General features: G+C 55.3%; 9 protein-coding genes, 1 tRNA gene and 2 rRNA genes. 9 read left to right on the forward strand and 3 right to left on the reverse strand.

All coding sequences use genetic code 11. The features are described from left to right. Positions 1 to 102: 102 nt before the first annotated feature. Positions 103 to 609: a sigma D regulator gene (rsd, locus tag AAGR22_RS01480; RefSeq protein WP_345829866.1), complete on the reverse strand. Its 507-nt coding sequence runs from the start codon at positions 607 to 609 to the stop codon at positions 103 to 105. Positions 610 to 692: 83 nt separating this feature from the next. Between rsd and nudC the strand changes: the two genes are divergently transcribed. From nudC to AAGR22_RS01510, 6 genes are all read left to right on the forward strand, one after another. Continuing rightward, the gene (nudC, locus tag AAGR22_RS01485; protein WP_067710331.1) at positions 693 to 1,466 is read left to right on the forward strand and encodes an NAD(+) diphosphatase; all 774 of its coding nucleotides are present in this window, start codon (positions 693 to 695) and stop codon (positions 1,464 to 1,466) included. Between the two features lie 39 nt (positions 1,467 to 1,505). Further along, entirely contained in the window at positions 1,506 to 2,573 is a 1,068-nt protein-coding gene (gene hemE, locus AAGR22_RS01490) for a uroporphyrinogen decarboxylase (RefSeq protein WP_067710349.1), read from the forward strand. A 2-nt stretch (positions 2,574 to 2,575) separates the two neighbouring features. After that, entirely contained in the window at positions 2,576 to 3,244 is a 669-nt protein-coding gene (gene nfi / locus AAGR22_RS01495; protein ID WP_067710333.1) for a deoxyribonuclease V, read from the forward strand. Positions 3,245 to 3,309: 65 nt separating this feature from the next. After that, positions 3,310 to 3,900, forward strand: coding sequence for a YjaG family protein (locus AAGR22_RS01500; protein ID WP_067710335.1), 591 nt, complete (start codon positions 3,310 to 3,312; stop codon positions 3,898 to 3,900). A 188-nt stretch (positions 3,901 to 4,088) separates the two neighbouring features. Further along, complete coding sequence (hupA, locus tag AAGR22_RS01505; RefSeq protein WP_017803060.1) at positions 4,089 to 4,361, forward strand: nucleoid-associated protein HU-alpha; 273 nt, start codon at positions 4,089 to 4,091, stop codon at positions 4,359 to 4,361. Between the two features lie 117 nt (positions 4,362 to 4,478). Beyond that, entirely contained in the window at positions 4,479 to 5,141 is a 663-nt protein-coding gene (locus AAGR22_RS01510) for a DUF1481 domain-containing protein (protein WP_067710337.1), read from the forward strand. A gap of 38 nt (positions 5,142 to 5,179) precedes the next feature. Here AAGR22_RS01510 and purD read toward each other — a convergent pair whose 3' ends face one another. Then, positions 5,180 to 6,460 (reverse strand): phosphoribosylamine--glycine ligase, encoded by a 1,281-nt coding sequence (gene purD / locus AAGR22_RS01515; protein ID WP_345829876.1) that lies wholly within the window; start codon positions 6,458 to 6,460, stop codon positions 5,180 to 5,182. A 15-nt stretch (positions 6,461 to 6,475) separates the two neighbouring features. After that, complete coding sequence (gene purH / locus AAGR22_RS01520) at positions 6,476 to 8,065, reverse strand: bifunctional phosphoribosylaminoimidazolecarboxamide formyltransferase/IMP cyclohydrolase (protein WP_067710341.1); 1,590 nt, start codon at positions 8,063 to 8,065, stop codon at positions 6,476 to 6,478. 630 nt (positions 8,066 to 8,695) lie between these two features. Between purH and AAGR22_RS01525 the strand changes: the two genes are divergently transcribed. From AAGR22_RS01525 to AAGR22_RS01535, 3 genes are all read left to right on the forward strand, one after another. Next, positions 8,696 to 10,237, forward strand: a 16S ribosomal RNA gene (locus AAGR22_RS01525). 69 nt (positions 10,238 to 10,306) lie between these two features. Then, a tRNA-Glu gene (locus tag AAGR22_RS01530) sits at positions 10,307 to 10,382 on the forward strand. Positions 10,383 to 10,740: 358 nt separating this feature from the next. Beyond that, a 23S ribosomal RNA gene (locus AAGR22_RS01535) occupies positions 10,741 to 13,645 on the forward strand. Together the 16S and 23S rRNA genes with 1 tRNA gene alongside form the textbook arrangement of a ribosomal RNA operon. Positions 13,646 to 13,738 lie beyond the last annotated feature (93 nt).

The raw sequence follows: 13,738 nt of genomic DNA on the forward strand, positions 1-13,738 counted from the left end.
ACCAGAACGGCGGTAACGGCGGCGGCCGCGCGTTACGCCATTGCCCCCTCAGCATAGGGGGCCTTTTTTGAAACTACAAGGATTTTACAAACGGATAACGTTTCAGGCGGGACGGGCCAGGGCAGAATCGTTAGCGGCCGGTGGGGTATCCGCCTGCTTGTCCAGCGCCAGCTGTATAAACTTATCTTCCAGCGTGAAGCGGGCTTCCAGCGCTTCGCCCACTTCAGAAAGCGCGTTCTGGAACTCAAGATAGTTATCGTGATCGATAGCCGTTTCCAGATGAGTATCATAAACCTGCATAATCTCAGCCGTGTTCGCCTGAAGCGCCGGATAGATCAGCGCGGCCTTAGCCAGCTGCTCGCTGCCTTTCATCTCTTCGATAAAGCGCTCGTACACCGTAAAGTGACCAGTGGAGAGATAATCGACCAGACGCTGACAAAAGGTATCCAGTGCGTTTTCATCGAGCGGAGTATGGGATTCCTTGTTAGGCTTAATGCCAACCATTTGATAATAGGCAACCAGTAACTGCTTGCGGGATTGCAGACAAAAGTCCACCAGGCCACTACACCCGGCAACGCGTGCGGTCAGGACTTCTAGTTGGTTGAGCATGTGTGACTCCGAAAGTGATATTTTAAGTGCCCGATCCCAATCCCGTTACGCAGAAAGCCGATTTAGCTGAGGATGTGCAATTTATGGAAGTTGAGATTTCAAGCGTAGACGCTGGCTGGTGGGTTGTCAGTCACGAACATAAACTATGGCTGCCGAAAGGTCAATTGCCGCAGGGAAGTGCGCAGGAATTAGGCCTGGTTGGGTCAAAAGCTATGCGGATCGGTGAATGGCAGGGCGAGCCGGTGTGGCTGATACGCGATAGCCGTCCGAATGAGATGGGCACTCTGCGACAGATCCTCGACGGCGATGTCGGCCTGTTCCAGCTGGCGGGGCGCGGGATCCAGCTGGCTGAGTTCTACCGCTCTCATAAGTGGTGCGGCTACTGCGGGCATGAAATGCACTCAAGCAAAACCGAGTGGGCCAGCCTGTGCGGTCACTGCCGGCAGCGATACTATCCGCAGATTGCCCCCTGCATCATTGTCGCCATTCGTCGCGGCAAGGAGATCCTGCTGGCGCAGCATACTAAGCACCGCAACGGCATCTACACCGTGCTGGCCGGGTTTGTCGAAGTGGGTGAAACGCTGGAGCAAACCGTCGCGCGTGAAGTCATGGAGGAGAGCGGGTTAAAAGTGAAAAATCTGCGCTATGTCTCCTCTCAGCCATGGCCGTTTCCCCAGTCGCTGATGATGGCATTTATGGCCGACTATGAAAGCGGTGACATACACATTGATCCCAAAGAGCTGCTGGATGCGGCCTGGTATCACCATGAGGCGCTGCCCCAGCTTCCACCGCCCGGTACCGTGGCGCGGCGGCTGATCGAGGATACCGTGGCGCTTTGCCGCGCTGAAGCGGAATGAATGTTATACTGTGCGCCTGATTTTGAGAGAGCGTTTAAGATGAGTGAACTGAAGAACGACCGTTATCTGCGCGCCCTGCTGCGCCAGCCTGTGGATGTGACCCCGGTATGGATGATGCGCCAGGCCGGACGCTACCTGCCAGAATATAAGGCGACCCGTGCCATCGCCGGTGATTTTATGTCGCTGTGCAAAAATGCCGAGCTGGCCTGCGAAGTCACGCTACAGCCGCTGCGTCGCTATCCGCTGGATGCGGCGATCCTGTTCTCCGATATTCTTACCATCCCCGACGCCATGGGGCTGGGCCTGTGGTTTGAGGCGGGAGAAGGCCCCCGTTTTTCCTCACCGATCACCTGCCGCGCTGATGTTGAGAAGCTGCCGGTGCCCGACCCGGAGCAGGATCTGGGCTATGTGATGAATGCGGTGCGCACTATCCGTAAAAACCTGAAGGGTGAAATACCGCTGATAGGTTTCTCCGGCAGCCCCTGGACGCTGGCCACCTACATGGTTGAAGGGGGCAGCAGCAAAGCCTTCACCAAACTGAAAAAAATGATGTATGCCGAGCCTGAAACCCTGCATCTGATGCTGGATAAGGTGGCCGACAGCGTCACGCTCTACCTGAACGCCCAAATACGTGCCGGTGCGCAGTCGGTGATGATATTCGACACCTGGGGCGGGGTACTGACGGGACGGGACTATCTTGAATTCTCCCTGCACTATATGCACAAAATCGTGGACGGCCTGATCCGTGAGAATGACGGACGCCGCGTGCCGGTCACCCTGTTTACCAAAGGCGGCGGCCAGTGGCTGGAAGCGATGGCAGCTACCGGCTGCGACGCGCTGGGGCTGGACTGGACCACCGATATCGGCGACGCCCGCCGCCGCGTGGGTGATAAAGTTGCCCTACAGGGGAATATGGATCCGTCTATGCTTTACGCGTCCCCTGCGCGTATCGGGCAGGAGGTCGCGGGCATCCTGGAAGGGTTTGGCCACGGCAATGGACACGTATTCAACCTGGGTCACGGGATCCATCAGGATGTTCCACCCGAGCATGCTGGCGCTTTCATTGACTCAGTACATCGACTTTCACGGCCATATCACCAGGACTAACCATGGACATTGCAGCATTACGTCAGGAGCAACTTGAACGCGCGGCAGAAGTGCAGCAGGAAGATGACTTTGAAGTAATGCCGCCGCGCTATATAGGCGGTGCCGATGTCGGTTTTGAACAGGGGGGCGAGGTTACGCGCGCTGCCCTGGTTATTCTGGAATATCCGTCGCTCAGGCTGGTGGAGCATCGCGTTGCCCGTATCGCGACGACGATGCCCTATATTCCGGGGTTCCTTTCATTCCGTGAATATCCTGCGCTGCTCGCGGCGTGGCAGCAGCTTGAGCTAAAGCCAGACCTGCTGTTCGTTGATGGGCAGGGCATTGCGCACCCGCGCCGCCTTGGCGTCGCCAGCCATTTCGGCCTGCTGGTGGATGTCCCAACCATTGGCGTGGCAAAAAGCCGCCTGTGTGGCAAGTTTGAGCCGCTGGATGACGAGCCGGGGACAACACAGCCGCTGATCGACAAAGGCGAGCAAATTGGCTGGGTATTGCGCAGCAAGCGCCGGTGTAACCCCCTCTTTATCTCGCCGGGGCATCGCGTTAGCCAGACGACGGCGCTCAGCTGGGTGGAAACCTGTCTGAACGGCTACCGGCTGCCCGAACCGACGCGCTGGGCTGATGCCGTGGCCTCACGGCGACCTGCTTTTATGCGCCTTCAGGAGCAGGGTTAACGGTGTGACGCGCGGTCTTTTCGGTTACACTGCTGGCCGCGCACTTCTGTTTAAGAGATCTCAACATGTTACGTAATCCGATTCACCTGCGTCTGGAAAAGCTGGAAAGCTGGCAGCACGTTACTTTTATGGCCTGTCTGTGCGAACGTATGGCCCCCAACTATCGGGCGTTTTGCGATCGTACAGGATTCGGTGAAGGGCAGCTGTATCGCCGCATCCTCGATCTGGTCTGGGAAACGCTGCTGGTAAAAGATGCTAAGGTGAATTTTGACTCACAGCTCGAGAAGCTGGAGGAAGCGATACCCAACGCTGAAGATTACGATCTCTACGGCGTGTATCCGGCCATTGATGCCTGCGTCGCACTGAGTGAACTGCTGCACTCTCGTCTGAGCGGTGAAACGCTGGAGCATGCGATCGCCGTAAGCGATGCCTCCGTGACGACCGTTGCGATGCTGGAAATGACCCAGGCTGAACGGGAAATGACCGACGAAGAGCTTAAAGAGAATCCCGCAGTTGAAGAAGAATGGGACATCCAGTGGGAGATTTTCCGCCTGCTCAGTGCCTGCGAAGAGAGGGACCCCGAACTGATAAAAGGACTGCGAGCTGACCTGCGTGAATCAGGGATCAGTAATATCGGTATAAATTTTCAGCAGTAAGGCGATAAAACGTGACTTCAGGCCTGATTTGTAGCGCCAGGAGGCTTCACATCCGCCCCCAGTCTGGTCTACATTTGGGGGGCTGAAAAAAGTGGCTATCGGTGCGTGTATGCAGGAGAGTGCCAGAAACTGGTTTTTCCCTCGCACTCGATGCTTAGCAAGCGATAAATACACTGTAAGGATAACTTATGAACAAGACTCAACTGATTGATGTAATTGCTGACAAAGCGGACCTGTCTAAGACCCAGGCTAAAGCTGCACTGGAATCCACCCTGGCTGCGATTACTGAGTCTCTGAAAGAGGGTGATGCTGTACAACTGGTTGGTTTTGGTACTTTTAAAGTTAACCACCGTGCTGAGCGTACTGGCCGCAACCCGCAGACTGGCAATGAAATCAAAATTGCTGCTGCTAACGTACCGGCATTTGTTTCAGGTAAAGCACTGAAAGACGCTGTTAAGTAATTGTCTGACGGTAAAAAGTTTTAAACAGGGGGGCGTTATGCCCCTTTTGTTATAGATACATCCGGGCAAACCGCTTTACCACCGGGCATTTCACCCACACTGTGTGATAATCGCGCCATGACTCGTTCTCCTCTTATTCCGCTCTCCCTGCTGACGCTGCTGTTACTGGCAGGTTGCAGCTCACAGCCAGCACTGCCTGACTTTACCGCCAGTGGTTATCTGGCCGATCGCGGCGCCGTTCGTATCTGGCGCAAAAACGACGGCAATGAGAGCAGCCATCTGCTGACGTTTTACACGCCCTTTTCGGGTGGCGCGACGGAGACGACCGACTATATGTGGCAGTCGGACAAGCTTATCTCCATAGAACGTCATCGTTTTGGCGACAGCCCCGAGAACGTGACGCTGCGCTTCGACCAGGACGGCAGCCTGAGTTTTATGCAGCGCCAGTTCGCCGGTCGCCGTGAAGCGCTCTCCGCAGACGCGGTGGCGTTATATCAGTTTGATGGCGGGCGTATGCTGAAAATCAGCGATGACCTGCTGAAAGGGCGGGTACTGCTCAGGCAAGGGCGCTGGTCGGCGTCCGGCGTCGTCACGACGTGCAAGGGGCAGAAAGAGCGGCCCGGCTTCGACCACTATTCCGTTAACTATATTACCCAGCATCAGCGCAGCCCGGACAAGCCGGTCAGCATCGCCTGGCTGGAAGCGCCTAAAGGCGTTCAGCTGCTGATTGTCACGCCCGACGATCTCTGCGCGAACGAGCCTGACGAAGCCAGCTTCTGAATGCCACCCGGGCCGGATTGCTCCGGCCCGGGTAAGGGCTATTTGCGGCCTATCGCGCGATAGCCGATATCATGGCGGCAGAAGCTGTCCTTCCATGAAACGGGCTTAGCCAGTTCATAGGCGCGCTTCTGCGCAGCGGCCACGTCATCTCCCAGTGCGGTCACGCACAATACCCGTCCGCCCTGGGTTACCACCAGATCGTCCTGCATACGCGTACCGGCATGGAAGATTTTGCCGTCTGGCGTTTCTTCCAGCGGCAGACCGTGGATTTGGTCACCCACCGCGTAGTCACCCGGGTAACCCCCGGCAGCCAGCACCACGCCCAGCGAAGGGCGAGGATCCCACTCTGAGTCTTTGGTATTCAGCTTGCCCTCTACGCCTGCCAGACAGAGATCGACCAGATCCGACTGCATACGCAGCATGATTGGCTGCGTCTCGGGATCGCCGAAGCGGCAGTTAAACTCAATAACCTTCGGCTGACCCTGCTTATCAATCATCAGGCCCGCGTACAGAAAGCCGGTATAGGTGTTTCCTTCCGCTGCCATGCCCCGAACCGTCGGCCAGATAACTTCATCCATCACCCGCTGGTGGACAGCATCGGTCACTACCGGCGCGGGAGAGTAGGCGCCCATCCCACCGGTATTGGGGCCGGTATCCCCATCACCCACGCGTTTATGATCCTGGCTGGTCGCCATCGGTAACACATTCTCGCCATCAACCATTACGATAAAGCTGGCTTCTTCCCCGTCCAGAAACTCTTCCACCACGATGCGGTGGCCTGCATCGCCAAAGGCATTGCCGGCCAGCATGTCCTGAATGGCTTCTTCTGCCTCGGCCAGGGTCATTGCCACAATCACACCTTTACCCGCGGCCAGGCCATCGGCTTTAATCACGATGGGCGCGCCCTTGCTGCGCGTATAGGCCAGGGCGGGCCCGACCTCGGTAAAGTTTTGATATTCAGCGGTCGGAATATGATGACGCGCCAGGAAATCTTTCGTGAAGGCTTTAGACCCTTCCAGCTGAGCAGCGGCCTGCGTCGGACCAAAAATCTTCAGCCCGGCAGCGCGGAAGGCATCCACCACGCCCAGCACCAGCGGTGCTTCCGGGCCGACGATGGTCAGATCAATCTTCTCCTCACTCGCGAAGCGCAGCAGTGCCGGAATATCGGTGGCGCTGATATCAACGTTCTGCAAAGCAGGTTCAAGGGCAGTACCTGCGTTACCCGGCGCGACAAAAACGGTTTCCGCCAGCGGCGAGAGTGAGGCCTTCCATGCCAGGGCGTGCTCACGCCCGCCGTTACCAATAACGAGAATTTTCATTTTTCTGCTCCGTAATTAATGGCGGAAATGACGCATCGCGGTGAAGATCATGGCAATGCCGTGCTCGTCGGCGGCGGCAATAACTTCTTCATCACGAATAGAGCCGCCTGGCTGGATAACACAGCTGACGCCAACGGCGGCGGCGGCATCAATGCCGTCGCGGAAGGGGAAGAACGCATCGGACGCCATAGCCGAGCCTTTCACTTCCAGCCCCTCGTCTGCCGCCTTGATACCGGCAATCTTCGCGGAATAGACGCGGCTCATCTGCCCCGCGCCAATACCGATGGTCATATTCTCACGCGCGTAAACGATGGCGTTGGACTTCACGAATTTAGCGACCTTCCAGCAGAACAGCGCATCACGCAATTCCTGTTCGGTCGGCTGGCGCTGGGTCACCACCTTAAGCTGGTGGCTCTCCACCATACCTAAATCGCGATCCTGCACCAGCAGCCCACCGTTGACGCGCTTGAAATCCAGACCGGCCTGACGCTGCTGCCACTCTCCACAGGTGAGTACGCGTACGTTCTGCTTACTCGCGGTTATCTTAAGCGCGGCCTCACTTGCGGAGGGGGCAATAATCACCTCAACAAACTGACGACTGACAATGGCCTGCGCCGTCTCTTCATCCAGCTCGCGGTTAAAGGCGATAATGCCGCCAAAGGCGGATGTTGGGTCGGTTTTATACGCCCGCTCATAGGCGTCCAGAATCGAATCGCTAATGGCAACGCCACAGGGATTGGCGTGTTTGACGATCACACAGGCTGGCTGGTCGAATTCCTTGACGCACTCCAGTGCGGCGTCGGTATCGGCGATGTTGTTATAGGAGAGCGCTTTGCCCTGAACCTGCTGAGCAGTGGCGACCGAGGCTTCGGTAATCCTGTCTTCTATATAGAAGGCGGCGTCCTGATGGCTGTTCTCACCGTAGCGCATATCCTGCTTTTTAATGAAGCTCAGATTCAGCGTCCGCGGGAAGCGGCCAGAAGGTGCAATGGTATCGCCATGATAAGCGGGGACCAGGCTGCCAAAGTAGTTGGCAATCATCCCGTCATAGGCAGCGGTATGCTCAAAGGCCTTGATGGCCAGGTTGAAGCGCGTGGCCTGCGTCAGGCTGTTCTCGTTCTGATCCAGCTCGACAACAATGGCCTGGTAATCGCTGCTGTTGACCACGATAGCCACGTCTTTGTGGTTTTTGGCGGCGGAGCGCACCATCGTTGGACCGCCGATATCAATATTCTCGACGGCATCTTCCAGCGAGCAGTCTTCACGCGCGACGGTCTGGGCAAAGGGATAAAGGTTAACGACCACCATGTCGATAGGGGCAATGCTGTGTTCCGCCATAATGGCATCATCCTGGCCGCGACGGCCTAAAATGCCGCCGTGCACTTTCGGGTGCAGCGTTTTAACGCGTCCATCCATCATTTCGGGGAAGCCGGTGTAGTCAGACACTTCGGTGACGGAGAGGCCCGCGTCTGCCAGCAGGCGGGCGGTGCCTCCGGTGGAGAGGAGTTCGATACCGCGCTGGGTCAGCGCCTGAGCAAATTCGATGATACCGGCTTTATCAGACACGCTGAGCAGAGCGCGGCGTACAGGACGACGTTGTTGCATGGTGATGATCCCTTGGCTTTGATTCGCAGAGAGTAAGAGCGTTACATCAAGCTTAGCCATTTTCACCTCTATATAGAGAAGAGTGAGAATAAGCTTCAGGTAACCCCCCCAAAACTGGGGCCAGGATTTCGCCCGGCATTGTAGCGAAAACGTTTGCGTGATGCTCGTGTAAATTCGCGGTGCGGCAGCGATGTGGATAAATCGGTGGATAAGTGCGTATAACCCGGGGTTTTGCTGTGGAATGCAGCGAACGCGCTATTTTTATCAAATTAGGGGTTGTCAGCCGTCAGGAACTCCCTATAATGCGCCTCCATCGACACGGAACAACGGCTTACAGGCCGCCGGGTTGAGAGGGTCAGGAAGCTGAACCGCCGGAGAAAAACTTCCCAAAAAGAAGTTGACTCTGAAGGAGGAAAGCGTAATATACGCCACCTCGCAGCAGGCCGCCAAGGCGCCAGCCGCACCGCTCTTTAACAATTTATCAGACAATCTGTGTGGGCACTCGCAGGATTGATATCAGCGCCGCAAGGCGCAAAAAATATCAAGTCTTAAGAGTGAACACATAATGAAATTCATTATGACGTTTTACACTTGAGCATCGCTTCACTTGTTGAAGCAAATCGAACTTTTAAATTGAAGAGTTTGATCATGGCTCAGATTGAACGCTGGCGGCAGGCCTAACACATGCAAGTCGAACGGTAGCACAGGAGAGCTTGCTCTCTGGGTGACGAGTGGCGGACGGGTGAGTAATGTCTGGGAAACTGCCCGATGGAGGGGGATAACTACTGGAAACGGTAGCTAATACCGCATAACGTCTACGGACCAAAGTGGGGGACCTTCGGGCCTCACACCATCGGATGTGCCCAGATGGGATTAGCTTGTTGGTGAGGTAATGGCTCACCAAGGCGACGATCCCTAGCTGGTCTGAGAGGATGACCAGCCACACTGGAACTGAGACACGGTCCAGACTCCTACGGGAGGCAGCAGTGGGGAATATTGCACAATGGGCGCAAGCCTGATGCAGCCATGCCGCGTGTATGAAGAAGGCCTTCGGGTTGTAAAGTACTTTCAGCGGGGAGGAAGGGAGTGAGGTTAATAACCTCGCTCATTGACGTTACCCGCAGAAGAAGCACCGGCTAACTCCGTGCCAGCAGCCGCGGTAATACGGAGGGTGCAAGCGTTAATCGGAATTACTGGGCGTAAAGCGCACGCAGGCGGTCTGTCAAGTCGGATGTGAAATCCCCGGGCTCAACCCGGGAACTGCATTCGAAACTGGCAGGCTAGAGTCTTGTAGAGGGGGGTAGAATTCCAGGTGTAGCGGTGAAATGCGTAGAGATCTGGAGGAATACCGGTGGCGAAGGCGGCCCCCTGGACAAAGACTGACGCTCAGGTGCGAAAGCGTGGGGAGCAAACAGGATTAGATACCCTGGTAGTCCACGCCGTAAACGATGTCGACTTGGAGGTTGTTCCCTTGAGGAGTGGCTTCCGGAGCTAACGCGTTAAGTCGACCGCCTGGGGAGTACGGCCGCAAGGTTAAAACTCAAATGAATTGACGGGGGCCCGCACAAGCGGTGGAGCATGTGGTTTAATTCGATGCAACGCGAAGAACCTTACCTGCTCTTGACATCCACGGAATTCGGCAGAGATGCCTTAGTGCCTTCGGGAACCGTGAGACAGGTGCTGCATGGCTGTCGTCAGCTCGTGTTGTGAAATGTTGGGTTAAGTCCCGCAACGAGCGCAACCCTTATCCTTTGTTGCCAGCGATTCGGTCGGGAACTCAAAGGAGACTGCCGGTGATAAACCGGAGGAAGGTGGGGATGACGTCAAGTCATCATGGCCCTTACGAGCAGGGCTACACACGTGCTACAATGGCGCATACAAAGAGAAGCGACCTCGCGAGAGCAAGCGGACCTCACAAAGTGCGTCGTAGTCCGGATCGGAGTCTGCAACTCGACTCCGTGAAGTCGGAATCGCTAGTAATCGTGGATCAGAATGCCACGGTGAATACGTTCCCGGGCCTTGTACACACCGCCCGTCACACCATGGGAGTGGGTTGCAAAAGAAGTAGGTAGCTTAACCTTCGGGAGGGCGCTTACCACTTTGTGATTCATGACTGGGGTGAAGTCGTAACAAGGTAACCGTAGGGGAACCTGCGGTTGGATCACCTCCTTACCTGAAGATACCTTCCCGCGTAGTGTCCACAACAGATTGTCTGATAGAAGTAATGAGCAACAGTACAGAGTCCCCATCGTCTAGAGGCCCAGGACACTGCCCTTTCACGGCTGTAACAGGGGTTCGAATCCCCTTGGGGACGCCATCTCCTGATAATGAGTGAAAGACATTATCAACCGTATCTCAAAGCTGATTCTGCCTGAAGGCGAGTCATGTTTGAGATAACTGCTCTTTAATAATCCGGAACAAGCTGAAAATTGAAACGACGTATCGTTTTCATTCTCCGTAATAAGAATGAAACAACACGATACAGTCGAGTCTCTCAAATGCTTACAACTCAGCAGTCTTTACTGACATCAGTAATGAGCGAGCTAAGTGAAGGTAAGGCGTCAGCGCGCAGCAGGCGGAGTGGACTTAACGTCCATGAGCACTGTGAGCACTGCACAACGCCGCCATCACGACGCGCAGCCATTACGGACAGAAAGGACGCTTGTGGGTTGTGAGGTTAAGTGACTAAGCGTACACGGTGGATGCCCTGGCAGTCAGAGGCGATGAAGGGCGTGCTAATCTGCGATAAGCGCCGGTAAGGTGATATGAACCGCAACAACCGGCGATACCCGAATGGGGAAACCCAGTGTGTTTCGACACACTATCGCAACATGAATACATAGTGTTGCGAGGCGAACCGGGGGAACTGAAACATCTAAGTACCCCGAGGAAAAGAAATCAACCGAGATTCCCCCAGTAGCGGCGAGCGAACGGGGAGGAGCCCAGAACCTGAATCAGTTTGTGCATCAGTGGAAGCGTCTGGAAAGTCGCAGGGTACAGGGTGACACTCCCGTACACAAAGATGCACTTGCTGTGAGTTCGAAGAGTAGGGCGGGACACGTGATATCCTGTCTGAATATGGGGGGACCATCCTCCAAGGCTAAATACTCCTGACTGACCGATAGTGAACCAGTACCGTGAGGGAAAGGCGAAAAGAACCCCGGCGAGGGGAGTGAAACAGAACCTGAAACCGTGTACGTACAAGCAGTGGGAGCACCTTCGTGGTGTGACTGCGTACCTTTTGTATAATGGGTCAGCGACTTATATTCTGTAGCAAGGTTAACCGTATAGGGGAGCCGCAGGGAAACCGAGTCTTAACTGGGCGTTAAGTTGCAGGGTATAGACCCGAAACCCGGTGATCTAGCCATGGGCAGGTTGAAGGTTGGGTAACACTAACTGGAGGACCGAACCGACTAATGTTGAAAAATTAGCGGATGACCTGTGGCTGGGGGTGAAAGGCCAATCAAACCGGGAGATAGCTGGTTCTCCCCGAAAGCTATTTAGGTAGCGCCTCGTGAACTCATCTCCGGGGGTAGAGCACTGTTTCGGCTAGGGGGCCATCCCGGCTTACCAACCCGATGCAAACTGCGAATACCGGAGAATGTTATCACGGGAGACACACGGCGGGTGCTAACGTCCGTCGTGAAGAGGGAAACAACCCAGACCGCCAGCTAAGGTCCCAAAGTCATGGTTAAGTGGGAAACGATGTGGGAAGGCACAGACAGCCAGGATGTTGGCTTAGAAGCAGCCATCATTTAAAGAAAGCGTAATAGCTCACTGGTCGAGTCGGCCTGCGCGGAAGATGTAACGGGGCTAAACCATGCACCGAAGCTGCGGCAGCGACACTTACGTGTTGTTGGGTAGGGGAGCGTTCTGTAAGCCGTTGAAGGTGGACTGTGAGGTCTGCTGGAGGTATCAGAAGTGCGAATGCTGACATGAGTAACGATAAAGCGGGTGAAAAGCCCGCTCGCCGGAAGACCAAGGGTTCCTGTCCAACGTTAATCGGGGCAGGGTGAGTCGACCCCTAAGGCGAGGCCGAAAGGCGTAGTCGATGGGAAACAGGTTAATATTCCTGTACTCGGTGTTACTGCGAAGGGGGGACGGAGAAGGCTATGTTAGCCGGGCGACGGTTGTCCCGGTTTAAGCGTGTAGGCTGGTGTTCCAGGTAAATCCGGAATGCCTTAAGGCTGAGGCGTGATGACGAGGCACTACGGTGCTGAAGTAACAAATGCCCTGCTTCCAGGAAAAGCCTCTAAGCATCAGGTAACAACGAATCGTACCCCAAACCGACACAGGTGGTCAGGTAGAGAATACCAAGGCGCTTGAGAGAACTCGGGTGAAGGAACTAGGCAAAATGGTGCCGTAACTTCGGGAGAAGGCACGCTGGTGCGTAGGTGAAGCGACTTGCTCGCGGAGCTGAAGCCAGTCGAAGATACCAGCTGGCTGCAACTGTTTATTAAAAACACAGCACTGTGCAAACACGAAAGTGGACGTATACGGTGTGACGCCTGCCCGGTGCCGGAAGGTTAATTGATGGGGTTATCGCAAGAGAAGCTCCTGATCGAAGCCCCGGTAAACGGCGGCCGTAACTATAACGGTCCTAAGGTAGCGAAATTCCTTGTCGGGTAAGTTCCGACCTGCACGAATGGCGTAATGATGGCCAGGCTGTCTCCACCCGAGACTCAGTGAAATTGAACTCGCTGTGAAGATGCAGTGTACCCGCGGCAAGACGGAAAGACCCCGTGAACCTTTACTACAGCTTGACACTGAACATTGAGCCTTGATGTGTAGGATAGGTGGGAGGCTTTGAAGCGTGGACGCCAGTCTGCGTGGAGCCAACCTTGAAATACCACCCTTTAACGTTTGATGTTCTAACCTGGCGCCGTAATCCGGCGTGGGGACAGTGTCTGGTGGGTAGTTTGACTGGGGCGGTCTCCTCCTAAAGAGTAACGGAGGAGCACGAAGGTCAGCTAATCACGGTCGGACATCGTGAGGTTAGTGCAATGGCATAAGCTGGCTTGACTGCGAGAGTGACGGCTCGAGCAGGTGCGAAAGCAGGTCATAGTGATCCGGTGGTTCTGAATGGAAGGGCCATCGCTCAACGGATAAAAGGTACTCCGGGGATAACAGGCTGATACCGCCCAAGAGTTCATATCGACGGCGGTGTTTGGCACCTCGATGTCGGCTCATCACATCCTGGGGCTGAAGTAGGTCCCAAGGGTACGGCTGTTCGCCGTTTAAAGTGGTACGCGAGCTGGGTTTAGAACGTCGTGAGACAGTTCGGTCCCTATCTGCCGTGGGCGCTGGAAGATTGAGAGGGGTTGCTCCTAGTACGAGAGGACCGGAGTGAACGCACCACTGGTGTTCGGGTTGTCATGCCAATGGCATTGCCCGGTAGCTAAGTGCGGAAAAGATAAGCGCTGAAAGCATCTAAGCGCGAAACTTGCCTCGAGATGAATCTTCCCTGACCCTTTAAGGGTCCTGAAGGGACGTTGAAGACTACGACGTTGATAGGCCGGGTGTGTAAGCGCAGCGATGCGTTGAGCTAACCGGTACTAATGACCCGTGAGGCTTAACCTTACAACACCAGAAGCGTTCTGGTGAGCAGTGAGAGACAGAAGACAATTTTCAGCTTATCCGGACAAGAATTAAGCTGTTCTGCATATTACGCAT

Source organism: Erwinia sp. HDF1-3R, from assembly GCF_039621855.1.
GTDB lineage: Bacteria > Pseudomonadota > Gammaproteobacteria > Enterobacterales > Enterobacteriaceae > Erwinia.

What these genes read in the sequence shown, in the direction of transcription:
- purH (WP_067710341.1), bottom strand. Translation starts at nt 8,065, where the DNA reads ATGCAACAACGTCGTCCTGTACGCCGCGCTCTGCTCAGCGTGTCTGAT.
- hemE (WP_067710349.1), top strand. Translation starts at nt 1,506, where the DNA reads ATGAGTGAACTGAAGAACGACCGTTATCTGCGCGCCCTGCTGCGCCAG.
- AAGR22_RS01510 (WP_067710337.1), top strand. Translation starts at nt 4,479, where the DNA reads ATGACTCGTTCTCCTCTTATTCCGCTCTCCCTGCTGACGCTGCTGTTA.
- rsd (WP_345829866.1), bottom strand. Translation starts at nt 609, where the DNA reads ATGCTCAACCAACTAGAAGTCCTGACCGCACGCGTTGCCGGGTGTAGT.
- hupA (WP_017803060.1), top strand. Translation starts at nt 4,089, where the DNA reads ATGAACAAGACTCAACTGATTGATGTAATTGCTGACAAAGCGGACCTG.
- purD (WP_345829876.1), bottom strand. Translation starts at nt 6,460, where the DNA reads ATGAAAATTCTCGTTATTGGTAACGGCGGGCGTGAGCACGCCCTGGCA.
- nfi (WP_067710333.1), top strand. Translation starts at nt 2,576, where the DNA reads ATGGACATTGCAGCATTACGTCAGGAGCAACTTGAACGCGCGGCAGAA.
- nudC (WP_067710331.1), top strand. Translation starts at nt 693, where the DNA reads ATGGAAGTTGAGATTTCAAGCGTAGACGCTGGCTGGTGGGTTGTCAGT.
- AAGR22_RS01500 (WP_067710335.1), top strand. Translation starts at nt 3,310, where the DNA reads ATGTTACGTAATCCGATTCACCTGCGTCTGGAAAAGCTGGAAAGCTGG.